Source organism: Sulfurovum sp. XGS-02 (genome assembly GCF_023213175.1).
In the GTDB taxonomy this organism is placed as follows: domain Bacteria; phylum Campylobacterota; class Campylobacteria; order Campylobacterales; family Sulfurovaceae; genus Sulfurovum.
In genome coordinates, this window is record NZ_CP093312.1 from 1041892 (window position 1) to 1067219 (window position 25328).

The 25328-nt window shown below is 39.3% G+C and carries 25 protein-coding genes and 1 pseudogene; 14 read left to right on the plus strand and 12 right to left on the minus strand.

What is annotated here, in order from left to right; genetic code table 11:
• The first annotated feature begins 88 nt into the window (after nucleotides 1-88).
• Complete coding sequence (locus MN086_RS05235) at nucleotides 89-1786, plus strand: multiheme c-type cytochrome (protein ID WP_248577007.1); 1698 nt, start codon at nucleotides 89-91, stop codon at nucleotides 1784-1786.
• A gap of 58 nt (nucleotides 1787-1844) precedes the next feature.
• Here MN086_RS05235 and MN086_RS05240 read toward each other — a convergent pair whose 3' ends face one another.
• The 3 genes from MN086_RS05240 to MN086_RS05250 are packed head-to-tail and all read right to left on the minus strand — an operon-like array spanning nucleotide 1845 to nucleotide 3635.
• Nucleotides 1845-1988 (minus strand): entericidin EcnAB, encoded by a 144-nt coding sequence (locus MN086_RS05240; RefSeq protein WP_248577008.1) that lies wholly within the window; start codon nucleotides 1986-1988, stop codon nucleotides 1845-1847.
• Between the two features lie 49 nt (nucleotides 1989-2037).
• Nucleotides 2038-2355, minus strand: a complete 318-nt coding sequence (locus MN086_RS05245; protein WP_248577009.1) for a DUF6172 family protein — start codon at nucleotides 2353-2355, stop codon at nucleotides 2038-2040.
• Entirely contained in the window at nucleotides 2352-3635 is a 1284-nt protein-coding gene (locus MN086_RS05250) for a DEAD/DEAH box helicase (protein ID WP_248577010.1), read from the minus strand. Before MN086_RS05250 ends, MN086_RS05245 begins: the two co-directional genes overlap by 4 nt.
• A 228-nt stretch (nucleotides 3636-3863) precedes the next feature.
• On the opposite strand from MN086_RS05250, the gene MN086_RS05255 reads away from it, so the two are divergent.
• On the plus strand, nucleotides 3864-4775 hold the full coding sequence (locus tag MN086_RS05255; RefSeq protein WP_248577011.1) for a cation diffusion facilitator family transporter: 912 nt from the start codon (nucleotides 3864-3866) through the stop codon (nucleotides 4773-4775).
• A gap of 37 nt (nucleotides 4776-4812) precedes the next feature.
• Here MN086_RS05255 and MN086_RS05260 read toward each other — a convergent pair whose 3' ends face one another.
• Nucleotides 4813-5286 (minus strand): DUF2202 domain-containing protein, encoded by a 474-nt coding sequence (locus MN086_RS05260; protein WP_248577012.1) that lies wholly within the window; start codon nucleotides 5284-5286, stop codon nucleotides 4813-4815.
• Between the two features lie 183 nt (nucleotides 5287-5469).
• Between MN086_RS05260 and MN086_RS05265 the strand changes: the two genes are divergently transcribed.
• The 6 genes from MN086_RS05265 to MN086_RS05290 all read left to right on the plus strand — a co-directional run bounded on the left by MN086_RS05265 (nucleotide 5470) and on the right by MN086_RS05290 (nucleotide 12088).
• On the plus strand, nucleotides 5470-5823 hold the full coding sequence (locus MN086_RS05265) for a hypothetical protein (protein WP_248577013.1): 354 nt from the start codon (nucleotides 5470-5472) through the stop codon (nucleotides 5821-5823).
• Nucleotides 5824-5880: 57 nt separating this feature from the next.
• The gene (locus MN086_RS05270; RefSeq protein ID WP_248577014.1) at nucleotides 5881-8697 is read left to right on the plus strand and encodes a helicase-related protein; all 2817 of its coding nucleotides are present in this window, start codon (nucleotides 5881-5883) and stop codon (nucleotides 8695-8697) included.
• Nucleotides 8698-8738: 41 nt separating this feature from the next.
• Nucleotides 8739-9227: a GNAT family N-acetyltransferase gene (locus MN086_RS05275; RefSeq protein ID WP_248577015.1), complete on the plus strand. Its 489-nt coding sequence runs from the start codon at nucleotides 8739-8741 to the stop codon at nucleotides 9225-9227.
• A 155-nt stretch (nucleotides 9228-9382) separates the two neighbouring features.
• A complete protein-coding gene (locus tag MN086_RS05280; RefSeq protein WP_248577016.1) occupies nucleotides 9383-10240 on the plus strand; it encodes an RluA family pseudouridine synthase in 858 nt (285 codons plus the stop codon).
• A 173-nt stretch (nucleotides 10241-10413) separates the two neighbouring features.
• Nucleotides 10414-10608 (plus strand): LapA family protein, encoded by a 195-nt coding sequence (locus tag MN086_RS05285; RefSeq protein ID WP_248577017.1) that lies wholly within the window; start codon nucleotides 10414-10416, stop codon nucleotides 10606-10608.
• A 253-nt stretch (nucleotides 10609-10861) separates the two neighbouring features.
• Complete coding sequence (locus tag MN086_RS05290; RefSeq protein WP_248577018.1) at nucleotides 10862-12088, plus strand: DEAD/DEAH box helicase; 1227 nt, start codon at nucleotides 10862-10864, stop codon at nucleotides 12086-12088.
• 11 nt (nucleotides 12089-12099) lie between these two features.
• On the opposite strand, the gene MN086_RS05295 is transcribed toward MN086_RS05290, so the two are convergent.
• Nucleotides 12100-13557 (minus strand): phospholipase D-like domain-containing protein, encoded by a 1458-nt coding sequence (locus tag MN086_RS05295; protein WP_371875218.1) that lies wholly within the window; start codon nucleotides 13555-13557, stop codon nucleotides 12100-12102.
• Nucleotides 13558-13657: 100 nt separating this feature from the next.
• Nucleotides 13658-14308 (minus strand): Hsp20/alpha crystallin family protein, encoded by a 651-nt coding sequence (locus MN086_RS05300; protein WP_248577020.1) that lies wholly within the window; start codon nucleotides 14306-14308, stop codon nucleotides 13658-13660.
• A 168-nt stretch (nucleotides 14309-14476) separates the two neighbouring features.
• Between MN086_RS05300 and MN086_RS05305 the strand changes: the two genes are divergently transcribed.
• A complete protein-coding gene (locus tag MN086_RS05305) occupies nucleotides 14477-15640 on the plus strand; it encodes a DUF819 domain-containing protein (protein ID WP_248577021.1) in 1164 nt (387 codons plus the stop codon).
• 7 nt (nucleotides 15641-15647) lie between these two features.
• Complete coding sequence (locus MN086_RS05310) at nucleotides 15648-16718, plus strand: dipeptide epimerase (protein WP_248577022.1); 1071 nt, start codon at nucleotides 15648-15650, stop codon at nucleotides 16716-16718.
• A 60-nt stretch (nucleotides 16719-16778) separates the two neighbouring features.
• Here the strand turns inward: MN086_RS05310 and MN086_RS05315 are convergent, their stop codons facing one another.
• Entirely contained in the window at nucleotides 16779-17270 is a 492-nt protein-coding gene (locus tag MN086_RS05315; RefSeq protein WP_248577023.1) for a hypothetical protein, read from the minus strand.
• Nucleotides 17271-17388: 118 nt separating this feature from the next.
• Between MN086_RS05315 and MN086_RS05320 the strand changes: the two genes are divergently transcribed.
• From MN086_RS05320 to MN086_RS05335, 4 genes are read left to right on the plus strand one after another with little or no spacing between them, the layout of a single operon-like run.
• Nucleotides 17389-18264, plus strand: coding sequence for a metal ABC transporter solute-binding protein, Zn/Mn family (locus MN086_RS05320; RefSeq protein ID WP_248577024.1), 876 nt, complete (start codon nucleotides 17389-17391; stop codon nucleotides 18262-18264).
• A 1-nt stretch (nucleotide 18265) separates the two neighbouring features.
• Nucleotides 18266-19048, plus strand: coding sequence for a metal ABC transporter ATP-binding protein (locus tag MN086_RS05325; RefSeq protein WP_248577025.1), 783 nt, complete (start codon nucleotides 18266-18268; stop codon nucleotides 19046-19048).
• Nucleotides 19045-19845 carry a metal ABC transporter permease gene (locus tag MN086_RS05330; protein ID WP_248577026.1) on the plus strand — a complete coding sequence of 267 codons (801 nt, stop codon included), beginning with the start codon at nucleotides 19045-19047 and terminating at the stop codon, nucleotides 19843-19845. The genes MN086_RS05325 and MN086_RS05330 overlap by 4 nt, the downstream gene beginning before the upstream one ends.
• Before the next feature lies 1 nt (nucleotide 19846).
• Nucleotides 19847-20026, plus strand: a complete 180-nt coding sequence (locus MN086_RS05335) for a hypothetical protein (protein ID WP_248577027.1) — start codon at nucleotides 19847-19849, stop codon at nucleotides 20024-20026.
• 42 nt (nucleotides 20027-20068) lie between these two features.
• Here the strand turns inward: MN086_RS05335 and MN086_RS05340 are convergent, their stop codons facing one another.
• The 5 genes and pseudogenes from MN086_RS05340 to MN086_RS05360 all read right to left on the minus strand — a co-directional run bounded on the left by MN086_RS05340 (nucleotide 20069) and on the right by MN086_RS05360 (nucleotide 25327).
• Nucleotides 20069-21928, minus strand: a complete 1860-nt coding sequence (locus tag MN086_RS05340; RefSeq protein ID WP_248577028.1) for a bifunctional diguanylate cyclase/phosphodiesterase — start codon at nucleotides 21926-21928, stop codon at nucleotides 20069-20071.
• Nucleotides 21929-22025: 97 nt separating this feature from the next.
• Nucleotides 22026-22772: a hypothetical protein gene (locus MN086_RS05345; protein ID WP_248577029.1), complete on the minus strand. Its 747-nt coding sequence runs from the start codon at nucleotides 22770-22772 to the stop codon at nucleotides 22026-22028.
• Nucleotides 22773-23002: 230 nt separating this feature from the next.
• Nucleotides 23003-24082, minus strand: a pseudogene (locus tag MN086_RS05350) (SO_0444 family Cu/Zn efflux transporter).
• 151 nt (nucleotides 24083-24233) lie between these two features.
• Complete coding sequence (locus tag MN086_RS05355; protein ID WP_248577030.1) at nucleotides 24234-24614, minus strand: thioredoxin family protein; 381 nt, start codon at nucleotides 24612-24614, stop codon at nucleotides 24234-24236.
• Nucleotides 24615-24622: 8 nt separating this feature from the next.
• Nucleotides 24623-25327 (minus strand): cytochrome c biogenesis CcdA family protein, encoded by a 705-nt coding sequence (locus MN086_RS05360; RefSeq protein ID WP_248577031.1) that lies wholly within the window; start codon nucleotides 25325-25327, stop codon nucleotides 24623-24625.
• Nucleotide 25328 lies beyond the last annotated feature (1 nt).

The window sequence follows — 25328 nt, forward strand, 5'->3', positions numbered from 1 at the left end:
ACTATGCTCATCCAAAGTGAAACCATGTATTAACTTTTTTGGAGTATACTAATTTATTATAAGGTTCTTAATATCAAAAGGATGAATTATGAAACCTCTTCTACTTCTAACACTAAACATTATCTTTCTATTTTTCTTAAATGCCTGTGGAGGCGGATCTGGTACAGATAGTACTTCGACTCTACCGGATGCCAATATCACATTTCCAGATGCTGTTGTACACGATCCTTCTTTTACCACAACACATTTTAGCGGTTCACAAAACTGTGCACAATGCCATGATGGTATCACTGATGGTGATGGTAAAGATGTCTCTATCGCCAAAGCATGGCAAGGTACGATGATGGCCAATGCAGCGACAGATCCGTTTTGGAAGGCAAAAGTTGCCACCGAGGTTAAAGAACATCCTGAGTTTAAAGGGATTATCGAAGGTAAATGTAGCCGATGCCATACACCTATGGCAAATGTAGAAGCAACATATAATGGTGATACGGTTTTACTCTCTGGAGATGGATTTTTGAACCATGACAACGTCTATTACGATGCTGCGATGCAGGGCGTCAGCTGCACACTCTGTCATCAAATAGAAAACACTCCCCAACTGGGTACGCCTGAAGGCTTTACCGGTGGCTTTGTTATAGATACAAATAACACTGGTACAGATCGCAATATTTATGGTCCTTACACAAATCCTAGAACACAACCAATGATAAATAATGTCCAGTTTACACCGGAATACAGTTCCCATATAAATGAATCCAAACTCTGTGCCAGCTGCCATAGCCTAGAAACTCCCGTTATCGCTACAGATGGAACTATCACCAATGAGACTTTTCCTGAACAAGCTGCTTACACTGAATGGGAGTACAGTGACTTCAATGGAACACAAAGCTGTCAGGACTGCCACATGCCAAAAGCTGCAGGGAGTGTTGTCATTTCTACACGACCTGACAATGGTACTCTTCCAGCCAGATCTCCATTCTTTCAACATAAGTTCCTAGGTGCCAACACCTATATGCTTGAGATTCTCAAGAACAACCGTGTTAAGCTAGGTGTTTTGGCAGATGAAGCAAGATTTAATGAGAGTATCACTGATACCAGAGAGTTTCTTAAGGCTGCAGCTGATGTCAATATCAGACAGCTGAGCTTTGAAAATGGCCTGCTCAATTTTGATGTGAATATTACAAACCACAGCGGTCACAAGTTCCCTACAGGGTTTCCATCACGCCGTGCCTGGCTTCATGTGATAGTCAAAAACAGTGCTGATCAAATTGTGTTTGAATCAGGTGCCATTAACAGTAATGGCCAGATCAGTGGTGTGGTATACGACACAGCAAGCAATACATATGAACCGCACTATGACAAGATCACTGATCCTTCACAAGTACAGGTCTATGAAACTATCTTAGAGGATACAGATGATAAGATGACCTACATACTACTGCATGCACTGCACTATCTTAAAGACAACCGTATCTTGCCAAAAGGACTTGATAAAAATGATGTCAATTTACCTGAGACTATAAATCCGCACGGTAATGCAGAAAATGACAGTAACTTTATCGGGGGAAGTGATACAGTAACGTATGAGATAGCGAATCTGCCAGCAGATGATTATACTATCACTGCCACATTACACTACCAGACACTCTCTTATGGTTTTGCTCAAGATTTGTACAAAAATGCCGAGTTGCGTGAAGTCGCCTTGATGAAACTACTTGATGACAATGCAGTGAATCGCTATGAGACTATCTCAACGGATACAACATCTATTAGTATCCCATAACAAAGTAAAAGTACTACGTAGAAATATGTAGTACTTTTATAGTAAAAAGAGAAATCTTCTAGGCAGTTGCGTTGTGCACTGCCTTTTTGGAAGCATCCCAAGCTTCGCCTGTATCTTGTTTAATACCGCTCCATGTTTTTGAACATCCTGACATGATCATACCTAGAGCCATCAAAAGGGCTATTATAGTTATTTTCTTCATATATTGATCCTTTTTTTCAAAATTATATCAAACTTTATATTATATAGTATTACTCAGCAGAAATCTCTTCATGATCAATTTCATTTGTCGGTTTTTGAACCACTTTGGCAACTATCTCTACATAGCATTCTGTAGCACCCGTTGCTTTTACTGCATCAAGTTCTTTAATCAATGCATCATATGCGACTACTTTTGCAGTGTCTGGAGTTACCCCTATTTTACAGTCAAAGTCCCAGTATGTACTCTGTGCATCTTCGAGTTTCTTCTTCTTTTCACGTTTGACATATTTACGAATCTCATGTTTTACAGCTTCCAGTACACGGTCTTCATGTTTTTTCTCGTCGATCAGTTTAAATATTTTTTTCATTTTTTATCCTTCTTGTTTCTGTTACGATTTCTCTTATTTTTATTACTTTTGGCACCATCTTTGCTACTATGAGGTTCATTACGTGAGTTTTTACCGCCTTTTCCTTTACCTCTTCCATTTTGTATAGGCTCTGCTTGGATGTTCGGATCAGGTCTGAAAGCCGGGATATCTACTTTTGGTATCTTAAACTTGATGAACTTTTCGATATTTTTAAGTAACTCATGCTCATCTATACAGACCAGAGAAACAGCTTCACCGCTCTGCCCTGCACGTCCGGTCCTTCCAATGCGGTGCACATAATCTTCAGGTACATTGGGAAGCTCATAGTTCACCACATGCGGAAGCTGGTCTATATCTATCCCCCTTGCAGCGATGTCCGTAGCCACGAGTACACGGATCTCATTGGCTTTAAAGGCAGCCAGGGCTTTGGTCCTTGCCCCCTGGCTTTTGTTTCCATGTATCGCCGCTGCGGAGATACCCGACTCTTCAAGCTCTTTGGTCAGCTTATTGGCACCATGTTTGGTACGTGTAAAGACCAAGACCTGTCTCCACTTTTTTATCTTAATGAGTTGGGAAAGCAGTTCTCTCTTTCGTCTTTTATCCACAAAGTGGACCACCTGCTTTATCTGATCTGCCGTTGTGTTCTCACGTGATACTTCTACCAGGACAGGATCATTGAGAAGTCCTTCTGCCAATGTTTTGATCTCTGGTGAGAAGGTGGCTGAAAAAAGCAGTGTTTGTCTCTTGTCGGGCATCAGTTTCATCAGTTTTTTAATATCATGGATAAACCCCATATCAAGCATACGGTCCGCCTCATCAAGAATGAGACACTCAAGAGCAGAAAAATCGATCCCCTGTTGTCCTGCGATATCAAGCAGCCTTCCCGGTGTGGCAATAACGATATCCACACCCTTTCTGATGGTTGCCAACTGGGGATTTATACCGACGCCACCAAAGATCACAGTAGACGTATAAGGGAGATATTTACCATATGTTTTTATACTCTCAGCCACCTGTGCCGCAAGTTCACGTGTAGGCGTAAGTACCAGAGCACGTATCTGCTTTTTTTGCATGTTTGGTTTTGTTTGTGTGAGCTTCTCAAGTAGCGGCAGTGTAAATCCTGCCGTTTTACCTGTACCCGTTTGTGCAGCTGCCAGGACGTCTTTCCCTTCTATTACGACAGGAATCGCTTGTAGTTGTATAGGGCTAGGTGTCTCATACCCCTGCTCTTCGATCGCTTTTAAGAGAGGTTTGGATAACCCAAGATTTGTAAATGACATATATTTTATACCTTATGAACGAGCCTACCATCGATGGCATGAGGTCGGTCTTAGGCTAAGTTATTTTTTTCATTTTTCAATGTAGCACCCTGTTATTGGGCACATAGAAGTCGTCGACCGATGTACGCTTAAATTGTTTGATATTATAGCGTAATTATGCAGATACTATGTTATCTTAAATATATCAGGATACTATAATAGTAGAACGAGTCAGATGGGGAAAATAAAATGTCACATGACCATCATCACCACCATGAGATAAACAGCTATAACCGTTCATTTGCTATAGGCATTGTCCTCAATGTCATTTTTGTGATCATTGAAGTGGGTTATGGACTTGTCTCTGATTCTCTGGCACTTATCGCAGATGCCGGGCATAACTTCAGTGATGTCTTAAGCCTTATGCTTGCATGGGGAGCCAACTATCTGGCCACAAAACACCCTACTCATAAAAGAACCTATGGCTTGCGTAAGGTCACAATCATGGCATCTTTGATCTCGGCTGTATTGCTTCTCGTAGCGCTAGGTGGTATCGCATGGGAATCCATAGAACGGCTCTCTTCCCCTGAGTCTGTGAATGGGATGATCATTATCGTGGTTGCCGGTATTGGTGTGGTCATCAATACTGCAACAGCACTGCTTTTTGTCAAAGGTCAAAAACATGATCTTAATATCCGGGCAGCATACTTGCATATGGCTGCTGATGCAGCTATTTCGTTGGGTGTTGTAGTCGCCGGTATAGCTATAATGATAACCGGCTGGCTTTGGCTTGACCCTGTTATCAGTCTTTTCATTGTGCTATTTATCCTGATCGGGACATGGAGTTTACTCAGAGACTCCATAGATCTCTCCATCGATGCAGTACCACAGGGGATAGATGTTCTCCATATTAAAAACTATCTCACTGGTCTGAAAAATGTGACCGAGATACATGACCTGCATATTTGGGCCATAAGTACCACGGAGATAGCCCTGACCGTACATCTTGTAACGACCCATGAGCTGATCGACAATTGTTTCTTGGAAAAGATACAAGAACATCTTCATCATCACTGTGGCATTAACCATGCTACCATACAGATAGAGTATGAAGCGGACGATTACACCTGTGTGTTAAATCGTGATGAATGTAAGTTCTAAACCTTTAAACTGCTACTGAACAAGTAGTGCATTATTTTTATGCAGCTGTGTAAATGACTGCCTCGTAGGTATCTGGACGGTTCATATTACCTTTTTTCAGTTTTTCATAGACAGATACGACATCATTTGGCATACCTATTGAGGCATGTTCGATCATTTCAGTATCTGAAGCTCCAATAAATTCAGCCATCTCCAATGCATCACGAAGTGAACTTTTCCCTTTTTCTATATAGGCGTCATAAAGCATTTTCAAGAGAGGGGATTCAAATGCACCTATAACGCTCTCATCCATAGACGAAGTATCCACACCATAGATATCACAAAGTTCTTTTGCACACTCAAGATGTCTTTGTTCTGTGATTTGCATCGATCTAAAAGTATTTTCATTTTTATACATCTTACCCAATGTAATATAGACATCTCTGGCCACTTTTTCTTCTTGATAGATGAAAAAAAGCATATCTTTTTGTTCTTCTGTAAGTACTGAAGTTCTATCTGGCTTACTACTCATGATAAAATCCTTTCTATGCATTTCATTGCTTTTTATTGTTATATGATAAAAAAGAAGAATGAATTATCTATGAAAGAGATATATGGTCTTTTATAATGAAAGCTATTCAATGGTTTTAAACAGTGTATGCAAAAATATGACAATATGACATATTTTTAGCGACTTACTATATAATGGAGTATCATGAACCAACAAAACAAGGAGTCAATGGTGGAAGGTATGATAAAAGTGATGTATACGGTCATGTGTAAAAATGATGTCAATGAAACAGTGAGTCTGGCTGATATACTAGCAAATGAGAAAGTGCAAAAGGCCATTAAAGGTGAGTTTGCAAAAGGGCTGAGAAATCTTGCTCTCTCTTCTAAAGATGATACAGAGATCTATTTGAAAACAAATAAAGTCGTGTATGAAATGACCGTAAGTAAAAATGATTTTGCAGACCTGGTAGTACTTGCTGAAGAGGATGCACGTAAACATAAACGTATCAAAAAAGAGTGTGATGGAGTGGAATTGGTTGATATTTTAACCATTGACTAGAGACAAGGGTTACTTTTTCATGCTATACTTAGTCAAAATAAAGAATGATAGAAGACTATGGCAAAGAAAAAGAAAAAATACTTTATAAAACTTAACAATAAAATACGAAACTATTTTAACGGGCTTCCTTTTGAAGAAGGTGTAACTACACTGGATGAAGATAAACTGATAGAGCTTATTATGCTTCTTGAACTCAGGCTTACCTCACATACCAAAGAAGAGATGATACGTGCACTCAGACGTATCTGGAGTGAAGGCGATGCTGTATCCAGAGAAAAGATAGTTTCCTACCTTACCCAGCGTTACAAAGCGGTTCCATACTCCAGAGATCGTAAACGTCCCTCAGACAAAGTAGAAAAAATCCTTCAGCTTTTAGGTGATACTGACTATACCAAACACGAAGAGAATCTGATCCTTGAAGCATTCATCGATGTTAAAAGCAGCAAGATCACTGAAGAAAAGGTACGTAATAAACTCACCTACTTAAGGATGAGAAACCGGCTTCATACACTTGAAAAATCTTTGGAGGTTGTATTCAACTCCCTGAATGAAATGGAGTTTTACCATAGCTTCACTTTTGCCTTGCAGAACTTTGACTTCAATAAACTGCTTTTATGTACAACGTCAACTCTCAATATGGACGAGCTCTGGAATTTGGATGATGAAGAGATCATCGCTAAACTTGAAGCACTAAAAGAAAAGACCATTACCAAAAAAACTGCAGAGATAGAAGAGTTTCTCAAACATGTACAAGACCCTAAACATACTTATCTGACAGAACAGGATATCACTGCTGCACTCAAAAGTATGCCGCCTGAAGTACTGCTCTACCACGCACCTATAGCATTTGAAACTGTTGAAAAAATATTGACAGAGATCAGTGATAAATATGAAGTGTTTGAAAGTACGGACCATATCATTATAGAAAAAGAGAAGAACGATGATCTGTTTGGAACCACCCTCTTTTACAATACTTCTGTTTCCTATGAAAAACCTTTTATCTATAATCTCATTTGGAGAGGCAAAGAACTTCCTGTCAAAGAAGATATCAACAGGGTCAATGATGACCTGCTTGCACACTTCAGAGTCGCTATAGATGATGTCATGCAGGATATGAGAGAAGAGAGTGATAAACTGGATATAGAAGATGAGAAACTTCATGAGTTTATTGTACGTTTTGTAGAACCGCAGGTACGTTCCTCCAACGTCCTAAAGTTCAAAGAAAAAAGTAAAAGACGTATACTTTTTCATTTTGGAGAATATATCAGGCCTCTGCTTGAGAAACAAAAACGTGAAGAATTGCTGGCCAAGACCATACGTGATTTTAAAAATCTTTTTCCTCTTGCACGTGAACTGAAAAGAAAGATCATCTTTCATGTAGGACCTACAAATTCAGGAAAAACCTATGCGGCAATGAAAGAATTGGAAGCTGGAGAAACAGGTTACTATCTTGCTCCTCTACGGCTTCTTGCACTTGAGGGGTATGAAAACCTCAAAAAAGAAGGTATTGCTGTCTCACTCATCACAGGTGAAGAGGAGATCATCGATGAAGAATCCACCCATATCTCGTCTACGATAGAGATGATGAATGGTTCTGTCGATGTGGATGTATGTGTCATAGATGAGATCCAAATGATCGCAGATCGTGACAGGGGATGGGCATGGGCGAATGCGCTTATAGGTGCACCTGCCAAAAAGGTTATACTTACAGGATCGAGTGATGCACTTCACGCGGTAAAAGAGCTCTGTACCTATCTGGATGAAGAGTTGGAGGTGGTCCATTTTGAGCGAAAAAATGAACTGGCGATGCTGACCCATCCTACTTCCATGAAGCATATAGAACCTCAGACCGCCGTCGTTGCCTTTTCCAGACGTGATGTCCTTTCACTCAAACAACAACTCAGTGAAAAATATTCTGTCTCTGTCGTATACGGTAATCTTTCTCCTGAGGTCAGACGTGAGGAAGCCAGACGCTTTAGAGAAGGTGAAAGCCAAATACTTGTTGCCACCGATGCCATAGCTATGGGACTCAACCTTCCCATCAAGACCCTGCTCTTTTCCAAAGACAACAAGTTTGACGGTTTACGAAGACGTGAACTTCTTCCTACAGAAGTCCTTCAGATATCAGGACGGGCAGGACGTTACGGTTTTGAAGAAAAAGGATATGTAGGTGCCTTGGATGAGACTGCACTGGCTACCATTACTTCTGCTTTTCATATGCCGCTTCCAGACCTTAAATTACCGGTCTCTGTCATGGCCAGTCTGGAACATGTCATGCTCATCGGTGAGATACTGGAAACAGATAACATTTTGGATATTCTTGCATTTTTTTCAGAGAATATGGAGTTTGAAGGACCTTTTGTTGCCGCTAACATTGACTCTATGCTCGAGATAGCTGCCATTGTCAGTGAATACAGCCTGGATCTAAAAACACGTTATTATCTCTCTTGTGCACCTGCAAGTATCTCATCGCCATACATAGAATCGGTCTTCCACCGTTATATCCGTCAGATCGAAGCAGGAGGAAAAGTACTCTATATCCCACCACGAGACCTTCCCGCTTTTGCACAGACCAATGATATGCTTCTCAATGCAGAAGACAGAGTACGAGAGATCTCACTCTACCTCTGGCTCTCCTTCAAGTTCCCGGATATTTTTCAAGATACGGACAAAGCTATGGCAGCCAGAGTACGACTGAACAACTTCATTGAAAATTCTCTCAGACAGGGACATTTCACTAAACAATGTCGCAGGTGTGGGAAGGTACTTGATTTTTCTTACAGATTTTCTATTTGTGATGAGTGCCATAATCAAAGTAAAAGAGGTTCAGGATCTTCAAGCTATGGTGGCTATCGCGGTCGCAGAAGAAGATAAACCAGACTATAAATAAATACACATTCACAGCGATAAAACATATGGAGATAAACAAAGTATCAACAAAAGAGCAGTTAAGCACTATTGAAGATCTTGCTTATGAGATATGGTATGAACATTACACACCTATCATAGGAAAGTATCAAGTGGAATATATGTTAAAGAAGTTTCAATCTGTTAAAGTGATGATGGAACAGATCAAAAACGGTTCCTTATATTTTTTGATCCTGGATAACAATATACCTCTAGGATACATGAGTGCGGAACTTCTCTCTGAGACACTGTTCCTAAGTAAATTGTATGTTACAGAGGAGAAGCGTGGTAAAGGATATGGACGAAGAATGATAGCACACCTGGAGGGTTTGGCCAAAGAAATGAATCTTAACAACATTTCACTGACTGTAAACAAGTATAATACCCAAAGCATTGCAATGTATAAAAAAGTTGGATTTGTTATTTCCGGTAGTGTGGTGAAAGATATCGGTGAGGGTTTTATCATGGATGACTATCAGATGGAAAAAAGGCTATAGCTTTCTCATTGATTTTAATAGGATATAATAGGAGCACATCATAAAATGATATGAGCAGAAAACAAAACGCTTATCTTCCATAGATCATAAGCTATAAAAGTATTTAACAGTGCCAAACAGAAAAAGATATTCAAAAAATAAAAAGGCACTGATCCATGGCAGAAAAGTTCATCGTAAAAGAAAGATCCACACTCTTGGATTTTCTTATTAACCATCTTACCGGCTGGTCCAAAAAGACTGTAAAACAGCGTTTGCAAGGTTCAAGTATTGCTGTAAACGGTGAGATCAGCACCAAATATGATTTCCCTTTAAATGTCAATGATGTCGTAGAAGTGGGTGTGGTTAAAAAAGCTTCGACACAGGGACAGACACTGCACAAATTAGAGATCATCTATCAAGATAAAGATATCATCGCGATCAATAAACCTGCGGGGCTTTTGTCTGTCGGGAACACGACAGAAAGCAAACAGCATGCCCTTGCCATACTGAGAAATCAACTCTCCCGTGCCAAAAAGCAGGTGAAGCTCTGGCCTGTACATCGTTTGGACCGTGATACCTCCGGCATACTGCTCTTTGCGACATCCAAAGAGATGAGGGAAAGTGTAATGGACAAATGGAGCATAGCTGAAAAGATCTATTTAGCCATAGTTGAGGGTTATCCAAAAGAAAAAAAAGGGACCATAACCCAGCCCTTAAGAGCGGATGAAAGAGAGTACCGTATGCATATAGGCAAACACCCCGATGCCAAAGCTGCCGTTACACACTATACCGTGAAACAGACTACCCCTGAACGCGCTTTATTAGAAGTGAAGATAGAGACAGGAAGGCAGCACCAGATACGTGCTCATTTGGCTTGGTTGGGACACAGTATCCTCGGTGATGAACGTTATGGAACCAAGGGAGAGAAGATGGGACTTCATGCAAAAAAACTGACGATCATCCATCCTGTAAATAAAAAGCCTCTCTCTTTTGAAGTAGATGCTCCTAGAGATTTTTATGCTCTTTTAAATTAAATTGGACAAAAAGCAGAAGTTCATGAGAACTACATGGGCAAAGTTTGTCTTTATCCTACCAGCACAGAAACTTCACATTTTTACCATTCTTCTTTAAATTTTGGTATACTTTACATAGTATCAGTGTCAAGAAAATGTATAAAAAGTCTTCAACAATACACAAAGGAGCTTTCATGAATATTAAAATTATTTCTGTCATTGTACTTATTGTGTTTGTTGTTTTGTTTGTTTTTCAAAATATTTCTATAGTAGAAGTTCATTTTTTATTTTGGTCTCTTCAAATATCCCGTGCCCTGCTTATTTTTTGTCTGCTTCTCATCGGTATCGCCATAGGTTGGCTTTTACATGCTCATTTTAAAGGCAAGTGAGATTCATGATTTTATGAAAATACATAGAATGCATATGGACGTGGTAAACACTTTATATGCATTTTTATAGATAACTGAACAACTTTGCCCATAAAGAAGAAGAAGTGTATTCAATACCATCCCATTTTTGCTATAATACTAACAAATATATTTAATAATTAAATATAACCACTCTATAGATTTGAAAGGAAATATCATCAAATCATTTGAAAAACTAAATTTACATCCCGATATTTTGAAGGCCATAGCGCATGTGAAATATGAACAAACCACTGCCATACAGAACAAAGTCATTCCTCCGGCACTTAAAAGTGCGGACATACTGGGTGCATCAAAGTCTGGAACGGGGAAAACTGCTGCCTATGTACTGCCGCTGCTTAATAAACTGCAAAAGATTGTAAAGCATGACCAGAAAGTGGTCAGGGCACTGATTATTGTGCCTACGATCGAGCTTGTAGATCAGGTTTCCCGTACTATCAATGATCTTGGCAAATATCTTGACATTAAAAATGTAAAGATTCAGGGAGGCGTGCATAAAAGTGCACAACTTGAAAGACTCTCTCAGGGTGCAGATATTATTGTCGCCACACCGGGAAGACTATTGAATTTCATAGAAGATAAAAAGATCAACCTTGATTACATTAATACGGTGATCCTGGATGAGGCAGATACTATGCTGGAGCTGGGATTTCTAGGTGAGATACAAGGTATACTCAAGCATTGTAAGCAACCAAAACAAACGATGATGTTCTCTGCAACCATTTCACAAAATATCAAAAAACTTGCAAAAGAGTTTTTACGTGATCCCGCGATAGTAGAAGTAAGCCAGCGAAGAGATGTAGTAGATTTCATTGCGCACAGAGCCTATAAAGTAGATAAAGCAAGAAAAGCGGAATTGACCGCTACACTCATCAAAGATATGCACCTGGACCAAGTCCTGCTATTTGCCAGTACAAAAGAGTCTGCCAATAAGATATATGAATACCTTAGAAGCCAAAATATACGTACCTCCATCATACACGGTGATCTTGCAAGAGGTGCCAGAGCAAAATCTCTGGCCCTTTTGAAAAGCGGGAAAACGCAGGTGTTGGTTGCCACGGATATTGCGGCAAGAGGTATAGACATTAAAGAGCTCTCTATGGTCATTAACTATGATATGCCGGAGGGTACAGATGATTTTACGCATCGTGTAGGAAGAACCGGTAGAGCAAACCATAAAGGCTCGGTTATCTCTATTCTGACCACAAGAGACTATGATATTTTCTCCAAAATGGAGAGGAATTTACGTCTCAACATCAAAAGAGATATCTATCCCGGTTTTGAACTGACGGACAAACAGCCGAGACAGAAACAGCCGAAGAAAAAGTCACTGATCGAGAGAAAAGGAAAATTTGACTTTCATAAACAAAAAATGCAGAAGAAAAATGCTCAAAAAAAGAGCGGTCAAACAAAAAAGAAGCAAACAGGACGAAAAAAATAAAAGATCTCTACCTAGAGTAGCGGGGCAAATACTTTCATCACATTTTCAAAGGCTTCACGCAGTTTGGACGGCTTTTCCATGCCTCTGCTTGAATGCTCTATCAATCCGTTCATCCAGCCTTCAATACTCTTTATGAATTCCGGAGAGTAGACAAATGTGACCACTTCATAATTGAGAAAAAGACTGCGATTGTCGAAATTAACCGATCCTACCATACCACCGACATTATCAAAAAGTATGGCTTTGGCATGGAGCATTTCTCCTTCATATAAAACAACGTCCGCACCTATTTCATCGAGTTCACGCATATATGGGCTTCTTCCCATATCTGCCAGGAGGTGGTCAGAATTTTTAGGCGTGATCAACTTAATATCAATCCCTTTATGATGTGCTATGACCAATGCCTGTATCATATTTTCATCCGGTACAAAATAAGGGGTAACGATCCAGATACGTTTCTTCGCATTATAGATGGCATTCAAAAGTGCCTCATAAAGTGCATCACTGGAGATATCCGGACCGGAGGGAACCACTTGCACCCTACTCTCACCTTCACATAACTCTTCTACCTTCAGATCGATATGTTCTTCTCCTTTTGTCGCATAGATCCAATCATTCTGAAAAATATGGTAAAAATGGTGAACAGAAGGACCATTTAAACAGTAAAGTAGATCTTCCCAGCGTTTGGTGCCATCCGCTTTTCCCATATATGCATTACTAAGATTCATACCGCCGCTGAGCAGTGTTGTCTGGTCAAAGAGATAAATTTTGCGATGATTTCGAAGATTGATATAGTTTTGAAACGGTCTTTTCAAGATCGGGGTAAAAAATGCTACTTCACCACCTGCTTCTTTTAATGCTTTAAACCCTTTTTGATTGAAGCTTGCCCCCAGAGAGCCAACAAGATCCATAAGTAATCGTACTTTAATGCCCTCTTTGGCTTTTTGTGTGAGCAGATCCAACATCGTTTGGGTCATTGTGTCAAACTGAAATACATAGGTACAGATATCGATACTCTGTTTTGCCAGACCGATCTCTTTGAGCATACGTTCATACGCTTCTGTACTATTGGTAATAAGCTCAAAACTATTTCCTCTTGTCGCAGGCGGCATACCGTTCTTCTGCAAAAGGTTTTGAAAAGCATGATAAGGATCATCTAGTTCATAAGGGGGATGTTCGCAGGCATGATCAAATTTTACATACTCTTTTTTATTTTTTCCTTCACGCTTTCGTATACCGATAAGAAAATAGAGTGGTACAACGATATAAGGTAAAAAGAATATAGATAACATCCATGAGATCATACTGGTGGGAGAGCGTTTTTGATAAAGAATGTGACTGAGTGCAGAGAAAACAAAAATACCGGCAAGGATGACCAGAAAGTAAGTACTGATAAACTGTAAAGGTGTAACGTCGATGGGTAACTCCTCTTTGAATACGTTTTTGAAAGCCTCGATCCTTTTATGGATTGATTATAACATAAAGAGAAGTCTTGAAAGTAAACTTTTATAAGTATTAAACAGAACTATCAAGAGATACAAGCCTTAGGCCAGAATCTTTTATGATTCATCAGACCTGTGAACTTGTATGCGGTACTTTGATCTTCGTAGCATTGTTTTCAATTTTCTCTTTTTGATCTTCTTTTTTTGATCTCTCTTGAGGTTTTTTCTCCTCTTTTAAATTTCCTTCAGGCTCTGTAAGACTCTGTTTTTTTTGAAGCGTTAAAACAAGCAAACCGTTTTTATATTCGCTCTTTAAGCTTCTGGCATCTGTATCTGGGGGTAATGTTTCACTACGTTGTATCATACTTACATAACGCTGTTGCATTTTCATATTTGCATCGTCACTCTTCTTCATGGTCTCCACCGTTGCCTTTAAATGCAAAACACCGTCACTGATAGAGATATCTATCTGATTGTTTTTATTTTCAGGTATTTGTGTATGGTACTCATAATAGGTACCTTTGTCTTCCAATAAACTCTCTGTTCTTATACGATTGCCCGGTATGAATGTTTGTTTGGTAGGGTAATTCCATAGTTTTGTGCGTTGGTTCATACGTTCATGCATACGTTCAAAGATCTTATCCATCTCCTTTTGCATCTGATACATCTCTTTAAAGATATCATCTCCGAATGGATCATTAAGAACAGGATCATTCGCCTGTAGTGAGACCAAAGTCATAAAAGGCAAAAGAAACAATGAAATTTTTTTGCTGAACATGTGCTGCTCCTTATGTATAATATAGTAATCATAAAAGTATAAAAAAGGTAGGTTAATCGTTTTTTAATGCCTATACCGCAAGTACACTCTTCTACAAATAACTATAATCTTCAAGGCATACGCTATAATACAGATCAAATGATTGTATAGTTTGTATTGAGGATTTAAATGATCGAAGATGGATTTATTTACGTAGTTTTACTGGTACTGACAAGCTCTGCTATCGTTTATACCGAGAAGAAGAGCCGACATAAGCTCTTTGAGTATCTCCCCTCTATCGTTATACTCTACTTTGTCGTCATGCTTTTTTCCACCTTTGGCCTATGGCAAAAATCCGAGTCTGTGACGTCTGCATACACATTTCTAAAGTCCAACCTCCTTCCAGCCATGATCTTTTTGATGTTGCTCTCTGCCGACATGAGGGAGATCTTTAAACTGGGAAAGAAGATGTTACTCACTTTCTTTTTAGCCTCAGTAAGCATTGCCATCGGATTTATATGCACTTTTTCTCTTTTTCATACCTACTTTGAGCCTGGTTCATGGAAAGCTTTTGCTGCACTTTCAGGTTCATGGATGGGAGGCACGGGAAATATGGTTGCCATACAAGGTGCGTTGAACCTACCAGACTCGGCTATGGGGTACACACTGCTCATTGACTCTATTGACTACGCTATCTGGGTAATGATACTGCTTGCTCTAGTACCTTTTGCGATAACATTCAACCTATGGAGCAAGGCTGATACTTCGATCATAGATGAAGTAGGAGAAAAACTAGCTCTTAATGAAAAATATAAAAGACCTATGAGCTTCTTCTCTCTTTTTATCTTGCTTGCCAGTTCTCTGCTTATCTCTTCTCTTGCACAGTCTATGGCTACATACCTGCCCACGACCTCATTTCTGACAGAGACCACATGGGTGGTTATCATCGCTACATTCTCAGGTATACTCTTTGCTATGACACCATTGGCAAAGCTTTCTGGAAGCTCGCAGATTGGAAGTATCATTCTCTATCTGATCGTGGCACTCATCGCTTCGCGGGCCAACTTCTCAGAACTAACCGAAGCACCTCTTTATATCATTGCAGGGTTTGTCATCATCGCGATACATGCAAGTATCATGATACTCTTTGCCAAACTCTTCAGACTTGACCTTTTCTCTTTGGGCGTGGCTTCTTTGGCCAATATAGGCGGTGTAGCATCTGCCCCTATCTTGGCATCTGCCTACTCAAAAGCACTCATACCCATAGGTGTGCTTATGGCAATGATGGGATATATTATAGGAACATTCGGAGGACTTATGGTGGGAAAGATATTAAAGATGATAGGGGGATAAAAAGAGAATGAAGATAAAAGATATACGTATAAGCACACTAAAGGCCCCGCTCAAAAACCCTTTTGTTACCTCTTTACGCCGTGTAGAGGCACTTGAAGATCTGGTTGTCATCGTCGAATGTGATGATGGAACCATAGGCTATGGTGAAGGGGCTCCTACACCTGTCATTACAGGAGAGACCATGGGTTCTATGGTCGCTGCGATCGAGTATATCAAGCCCTTTATCATAGGGACTGATATCGAAGAGTTTGGTATTATATTAAATAATATACATACATCCATACTTAAAAACACTACGGCCAAATCTGCCCTTGAGATAGCACTTTATGATTTGAAAGCCAAGTCGGCCAGACAACCTCTCTATCAGATGCTTGGAGGGACAAAAACAAGTTTCAAAACGGATATTACGATCAGCATGGGAGACATTGACAAAATGGTCTCAGACAGTCTTGATGCTGTGGATCTCGGCTATGATACACTGAAGATAAAAATAGGTGACAATCCCCAAAAAGATGTTGAACGCATCATCGCTATACATGAGGCTCTGAATGAAAATATTACGCTAAGACTTGATGCGAACCAAGGCTGGACAGCACAAGAGAGTGTAGAGCTCTTACATGCTTTGGAAAAAAAGGACATTATCGCGGAGTTCATAGAGCAGCCCGTTGCAGCAGATGACATAGAAGGACTTCGTTACATCAAAGAGAGAGTTCAAACTCCCCTACTGGCAGATGAGTCCATATTTTCTGTGAAAGATGCAAGAAGATTGCTTGAAATGGAAGCTATAGACTATGTGAATATCAAACTGGCCAAGACAGCAGGTATTACACAAGCTTTAGCATTGGCAGAGCTCTCTAAAACATTTAGTGTCAAATGTATGATTGGATGTATGCTTGAAGGTCCTATCTCTGTAGCTGCAGGCGTACATGTGGCTTCTGCCAAGGCAGATATCATTACGATGCTTGATCTGGATGCCGTGAGTTTATTGGCCTCTCATCCTGTACGGACATCTATCCTATTTGATGAGAGTGAGATCAGACTTTCTGAAGAGATTGGATTGGGCGTATTCTTTGAGTAGGTAGAACCTATCTAAACTCTAATCCCGCCTATAGCATGAAAACACTCAAGTTCACTCATGCTATAAGTATTCAATATCTCCAAGTCTGGTAAAAAATACTTTATTGAACTCTTTCTCTCGTTTAATGTCAATATATTTTTCTACCATGGTAAAAATAATTTCCTGAACCGTGTATAATGTCGTTTTGATTTCTGCTTCCACACAGTAACTTGCTTTACCGCCGTGCATACGAACATTGGACATAAGGATCTCCGCAAACTGTTCTCCGCCATCCATGTCAGTAGACTGGCAAAGAAGTACATAGATATTGTTTTCTTTATCGATTTCATACAAAATATCAGTTTGACGCTTCCACTTATCAATAAGGTTTTCCAGCATTATATCATCGGATGAAAATAGGATCATCGTAAATGACAACCCCTCTTTTCGGTCCATAAGATAATAAAGAAATTCCAGTGTACTTCTTAATCTATCCATCATTTTTTGTGCTAATTTAATTTCATCTTCATGAAATGACAGGTCATTTTTATTTCTTCTTTCAAATGTAAGCATACTATACCTTTCACATTAAGATAATAAAACTGCATTATTTTCAATTATAACCAATTTATATAAAATTCTTACTAAGCAATACACTAAGATATCATCACTCTTTCGCTATAATATCTGCATGAAAAAGATCACTCTAATATTTTTACTATCAACCACTTATATATTTTCTAATATCAATGCTGTGGTCAGCATCCTGCCTGAAGAGACATTTGTCAAAGCCATAGGTGGTAATAAGGTGAATGTAGCACTGATGGTGGAGCCTGGGAACTCGCCACACACATATGAGCCAAAACCTTCACAGATGGTAGAGATCGCAAAAGCGCATCTTTACTTTGCCATCGATGTGGAATTCGAACATGTTTGGCTGCCTAAATTTAAAAACCTGAACCCTGAGATGCAGATCATAGATCTTGCAGACAACATCACCAAAATAAAGATGCAAGAAGCACATGAAGAGGATGAGCATGAAGAAGAGATGGATGCACATCACAGTGAACACAAACATGAAGGTAAAGACCCACACATCTGGACAGCGCCTGCCAATGTAAAAGTCATTGCGAAAAACATCTATAACGCTTTAACTAAAGTAGATCCTGAAAACAGAGACTACTATAAAAAAAACCTTGATATTTTTTTAACAGCTATTGATGAGACAGATAGAGAGATCACAGATATACTTTCACCTTTAAAAGACGGCGAAAAGTTTATGGTATTTCACCCATCCTGGGGCTATTTTGCACAAGCCTATCATTTACAGCAAATAGCTGTGGAGGTAGAGGGTAAAGAACCCAAGCCCAAAGAGCTGATACACCTGCTCCGGGAAGCAAAAGCAGAGAAGGTCAAAGCGATCTTTACGCAACCGGAGTTTTCAGATACAGTAGCCAAGATCATTGCTAAAGAGTTACAGATACCTGTAGTCAAGGTAACCCCCCTGGCAGGAAACTGGTCTGAAAACCTCATAAATATCGCGAAGTCGATTGCAGGTAAGCACTAAGATGTCGGTCATAGATATCAAGGACGTTTCATTTGCTTATGACAAGCAGATGATCCTGGAAAACATAAACCTGAGTGTAGAAGAGAAAGATTTCTTAGCTATCATTGGACCAAATGGCGGAGGCAAATCTACCCTGCTAAAACTTATTTTAGGTATCCTAAAACCCCAAAAAGGTTCTATCTCTGTCTTAGGTAAAGTACCTTCGAAGAGTCTTACACAGATAGGCTATGTGCCTCAAAACACAAATGTCAATACAGACTTTCCTATCAAGGTCATAGAAGTGGTCATGATGGGGCATGTTGGAGGAAAAAGACCTCTTTTTGGGTATGGTAAAGATGAAGTACTCTGTGCTATGGGTGCCTTGGCTCAAGTGGGTATGGAGAACTTTGCACAAACCAAGATAGGTGCACTCTCCGGCGGACAGCGTCAAAGAGTAATGATAGCCCGTGCCCTTTGTGCACACCCAAATATCCTTATACTGGATGAGCCGACATCAAGCATCGATATCACAGGACAGAAAGAGATCTATGAATTGATCAAACACTTGAACCAAAGTATTACGGTCATTGTAGTAAGTCATGATATTTCAGTGATCTTGGAGTATGCAAATAAAGCAGCACATGTCAATAAAAGCCTCTCCTATCACGACATTTCAGACAAAACAAAGACTTTCCATACCCATGGTGATGAGGACCATTTCTGTGAAGTAGAGCTGCTGCAGATGTTAGGCAGTGAAAACTGTGATACATGTGAACCTGCACCAAAGTGGAGAACAGAAAAATGATAGAAGCACTCCAGTTTGAATTTATTCAGCATGCACTTTTAGCAGGATTGCTCGTAAGTTTTGCTGCGGGTATCATCGGGTCACTCATCGTAGTAAACCGTATGGTATTTTTGGCAGGAGGTATTGCACATACCTCTTATGGTGGTATCGGTCTTGCTGTATATTTCGGATTGCCTATTTTTCTGGGTGCATCCTTCTTTGCCGTAGGTGCTGCACTGCTTATAGCAGGACTCACACTGAAAAAACGTCACCGTATGGATACCTTTATAGGGCTTATCTGGGCGGTTGGTATGGCGATCGGTGTGATATTTGTTGACCTTACACCCGGGTATAATGTAGATCTCATGAGCTATCTTTTTGGCTCCATCCTGGCAGTAAGTTCTGAGGACCTTTATTTCATGGGCACATTACTGGCACTGATACTTTTGATCGTCACATTCTGGTACAGAGATATTTTAGCTGTTTCCTATGACAGTGAATATGCAGGTCTTCGTGATGTCAATGTCAGATTTTTCTACACACTCATACTGATACTCTCAGCGCTTACTGTAGTCATCGCTATTAAGGTGGTAGGACTCATCCTGGTCATCGCTATGCTTACCATCCCTGTATATATTGCAGAGAGGCTTTCAAGCTCTCTCTTTTCAATGATGTTCCTCTCTGGGGTCATTGCAACTCTCTTCACACTTTTGGGCTTGTACTTCTCATATACTTATGATTTGACTTCAGGTGCTTCTATTATCATCGTGTCTGCGGTTTCTTTGGGTGCTTTTTTACTTTTTCATAAAGGAAAATAAGATGCCTAAAATGCTCCATCTGGCTTTTTTACTGATGCTATCTTTAACTGCATGCACACCTCGTATAGGTGTAGGCGGAGTCGTGGCTTCATCTGATGGTATTGCTGCTTCAGAAGTCGTTGTAGACAGCCAAAGCGGTGTCCATGGAAACCTTTCCGTGGGTACGCATTTGGAGCTTTAATATTTATATCACTCTATCGATGGGTTATCACATACTTCTATTTTAAACGGATCCCATAGAACCATAATAAGATTCAAATGCTTCACTATTCAATGCTTCAGAATAATAGAATCCTTGTATCATATCACATCCTATTTCCCTGAGATACTCTACCTGGTATGCTTCTTCCACTCCTTCTGCTATTGTAGTCACATCTATAGCATGAGAAAGATTGATGATCGCATTGAGTAAATGAACAGGTTTTTTATCTGGTGTGATCGCATCTATAAAGCTTTTGTCTATCTTTATCGAAGAAATTGGTGTATCTTTTAGATAAGTTAAAGATGAATACCCTGTTCCAAAATCATCCAATCTAAAGGTCATACCGTCATGTTGCATTGTATTCAATACTGCCATGGTAGTCTCCCTGTACTCCATCAGTGTATATTCTGTGATCTCTAAGCTTATCTTTTTTATATCCGTATCATATTTCTTTATAATAGCATTCATCACATCATAAAAATTGGATGAATGCATATGTTTGACGGAGAGATTGATAGACATATTGATATCAATCCCTCTTTTCAACCATTCTCTTTGCTGATTACAGGCTGTATCAAATACCCATACCCCTATCTCCTTTACACAACACCCTTTTTCAACAAAGGGGATGAATTCATTCGGATAGATCGTTCCTTTTTCCGGATGTTCCCAACGGATAAGGGCCTCTACGGCGACTACTTTTCCACTCTTGATCTCAATGATAGGCTGATAGTTCAAACGAAATTCATTATGTTCAAGTGCATGCCTGATATCTCTTTCAAGTTGTATATCTGATTCAATTTTCATGCCAAGTTCTTTTGAAAAAAAGACGACCCTGTTACGGCCTTCATGTTTTGCCTGATACATTGCCATATCTACATGCCTGCGTAAAGTTATCATCTCATTGCCATCTTCAGGACACATCACGGCACCGATACTCATACCGATATTGATATGATTTCCCTCTATAATGAACGGCTCTTTTAATTTTTGAATGATCCGCTGAAGTCTCACAGAAATATCAGCTCTATCCATACAATCAATGATGATTAAAAACTCATCACCGCCCAATCTTCCGATATCATCTGTTATACGTATCTCAGATTGCAGTACTTCTGCTACCTCTTTTATCAGTAGATCACCTATATGATGACCATAACTATCATTCACTTTTTTAAAATGGTCAAGATCAATCATGGCTACAGCGAAGGATCCTTTGTTTCTTTTAACTTCATTGATCCTTTTTTCTAAAATCTCCTCAATGGCTTTTCGGTTATATATCTTGGTTAAAGTATCAAAATAGGCTAGTTCCTTTAACTCTTTTAGGTTATTCTGTAAATTTTGTGAAAGGTGATTAAACTCCAGTATGTAAAATTTTGGAATTCTCTGGACTATACCGCGTAAAAAATCGTCAACAATCATGATCGGTTTTATGATCAATCTTTTAATATAAAGCAAATAAAATATGACGATCCCTATAAAAAAGAGCAAAGGATAAATGATCTGTACACCAATACGCTGTTGAACACTCTTTACAATATATTGATTGTCCAGCTTAACATACATGATGTAATGAACTACCTTATCATGATCAATAACATTTATATCTGAACGTATTGAATCAATGTCCGATATATTCTCTATAGACAATTGTCGTAAATGGACTGCATTCTCTTCTTTAAAATACTCTTTTTCATAAAGATAATCTGATGTACGTAAAAGCGTTCCGTCCTCTTTTACCACATAGATCTCCTTGATCATACGCGATCCGGCTTTTTGCCTATCAAGATACGCCTTAAGATTAAGGGTTTCTTGATTATTGACTATTATTCTGATATCAAACTTCATTTCAGAGACGGATTCGCGTAAATTCTCAATCATAATCGTATGTATATGTTTTAACGTCTGATTATAGTGTAACAACATTGTGATAGTAAAAAAGCCAACAAACAGTACTATGAATGTGAAATTTAATTTTTTAAAACTCATGGATTGGATCCAGAATATTTTTACTTGGAATATGATGTGATTCAAGTTGCTTCATCAGTTCAACGGATCGATCGTCATAGATCCACTGTATGGACTCAAGTGCCTTTAGAAATGCATTTTTATCTTGATACTTAAAAAAGACTTGAACCGTAGAAAAGTACTCCTCCGGATCATTTTTCAAATGGTGCAGTGATTTAGCTATCAATTGATTCAGCACTGCTAATTCTTCTTCATACTCTTTCCTTGTTGACGCATCGGTATAGAGTGCATCCATGACAAAAAGATACAAATTTTTTGTCGTATCCAATATTTTATACCCGTTTTTCTTCAACCTGATATCATAGGGCGCATAGGTAACGATAAGTGTTGGTTCATCTTTCATTTCAAGCATTGAACTTTCATCTGAATCTTTGTTGATAAGCTCTAGGGCTGAAGGATCAATGCCATACAATTCTGTAAAACTGTGAAGCAATACATTATTCACACTGTCAATTTCCAAATAAACATGTATCCGTTTAGCCTTTTGGAGTGTTCGTAAATCACAGTTTCCCATGATAACATCTCCGCCAAGAGAGCGGTCCAGAAGTATTGTTGGTTCCAAACCTAAAGCGTGCCTACTCATTTGTTCAAATTCATATTGTGTTCCGGTAAATGCATGAACAAAACCAGACTCATACATTTGCATATTTTCAGAGAGAGAAACCACATTAACCAACTCAATGTTATTTTCGTCCAACCACCCTTTTTGCTGCATATAAAAAAAAGGAGAATACCCTATCCATAAATTAGTAGATATACGTAATGGCTTGGGGAGAGATAAGGAGCACCCGATCACAATAAAAAAGATGACAAAACCCAATATTATGAATCTATTTTTCAATATTCCCAACCTTTTTTAGATGAAGAAATTATTCTATATAAAAAAATATAATATTTATTATTGTATCTATTTTCGCTTTAAGTTCTCTAGGCTTTCTTTCTTACTAAGAGGTATCCAACAAGGCCCCAGAGTATTACAGAACTCCCTATTGCGACTAGACCCGATTCTTCCTCGATATGCACTAAAGAAGCAGGATTGATCTCAGATGCAGAGAAGATATAGTCCAATCCTAATCCAAACACGATGCTTCCTACAATGATACTTCCCAAGTAAATAGCAAGTGAGCGTGTTCCAAGCATTTTCTTTACTACCCCTATGGTCACCGTGTTAGTTGCTGGACCTGCTGAGAGGAATACAAAGGCCGCCCCTGCACTCACACCTGAAAGCATCAGCCCCGCAGCGATAGGCAAAGATGCTGTAGCACAGACATACATTGGCACTGAAATGGCGATCACAATGATATAAGACAACCATGAATACTCTATAAGGATATCACTGATACTTTGCGGGATCGCTACGGTGATCAATGCACCCAGGAGCAGACCCTATACAAGCGGCTTGGCAATGTCACCTAAAAGTGTGACAAAAGCATAGTGTAAAGCACCGGTAAGCCAAAAACTTTTTGCTTCGGTAGCACAACACGAAGCAGCCGTACTACAGCAACTTCCCTCTTCTTGTTCAGGTAATGAAAAGGTCGGTGAAAAAGTATTGGGGGCTTTCACCGCTGAAAATAGAGGTTTCTCGTCTGTCATCTCTTTATCAAAAAGATTGGACAAGATACCTGACACTATGGCTATGATCATAGAGGTGATCACACGGTAGATGGTAAATATCCAGCCAAATATCCCGTAGGTTGCCAGGATAGAGTCCACTCCGGTGATCGGTGTGGATATAAGAAATGAAAGTGTCGAGCCCTTGCTCGCACCACTTTTTTTGATACTTGTCGCCAAAGGGATCACCCCACAGGAACACACAGGCAGTGGAATACCGAAAAGTGTGGCTTTGATGACGGAGAATATATTGCCTTTTCCAAAATGTTTGGTTACAAGAGTATCGGGCACAAACTCATGTAACATACCTGCGAAAAGCAGACCAAACAGTATGTAGGGAGCCATTGCATTGCTAAGCTCTATGAGTGCGGTCCAAAATTCCATTACATATCCCATGGGTTTCCTTTCAATAGGTTACAGAGATATAACGTTATTCATATAAATCAAAACTGAAAATCATATATCGATTTCATTTGGTATATAATATCGCTTAAAACCTCATACTAAAAAAGACTCTGAGATTTAACCTGCATGACTTGTCAAAAGTTTAAAACTGATACGTAATAAATAATTGGGCCAGTTCATCGTCACTTAACAATCCAATATGCCTGTAAACCTCTTTACCTTCTTTATTATAGATGATTTGAGTTGGAATCATCATTATCTTAAGTATAGAGGCAATTTCACGCTCTTTTTTTACATTGATAAAATGGATATTGTACTCAGGATGTTCTTGTGTTATTTTATAAAGCATACTGCCCATGATCCTGCAACTACGACAGCTATCTGAACCTACTTCCAGGAAATAAGGTTTTCCATTACCCATACTTTGCTGTACCTGCTTATATGGACTTTCTTTGATCATATGCTCTTCAGCAAAAGTCATTGTTGTAAAAAAGAGTAAAAAAACTGCAACGATTAATTTCATTTTATCTCCTAAAAAAATTGTAAAGAGGCTTGCCAAGCAAAATAGAAACCTATACCTATAAGCATCAAAGCAAAGCTTTTATTGATAGAATTCGACACTTTTGCAACCACTGCACTCGAAGTGATACTTTGCGCAAATCCAACTGAAATACCTGCGATCAAAAGAAGGATTGAATGCCCTAATGCAAATGCCAAAATAAGTCCATAAGCATACATGTAACCACTGTTTGCCGCTACAGTGATGATCGAAACAAGAGGTGCTGAGGCACATGGTGTACTTACCAGACCAAAGATAATGCCTATCAAAAACCCTCCAAAGAGGCGATATTTGATCAGATGCATCATAAGCGAAGACTTATTAAGTTCTCCAAAAACACCCCAGGCATACAAACCGATCAGTATACTCAAAATCGAGGAAACCAAATAGGCCCAAGCAGGTGCTACCGAAAAAAAACCTCCGAATTTGGCAACGATAAATCCCAAAATGGAAAAACTGATCATGATACCCAAAGCAAACAAAATTGCAAAGACATAGGTATAAAATACTTTTTTTCTACCCTCCAGATCCTTGTTCATAGCTACAGAGCTTCCCACTAATAGTGGCACAGATACCAAAGAACAAGGAGCGATAGCTGTGATACTCCCTGCACCGAAAGCACCTAGAAATGCCAGAAGGGAATTTGATTCAAGTAAGGCCAAGATACTCTCTTGCAAC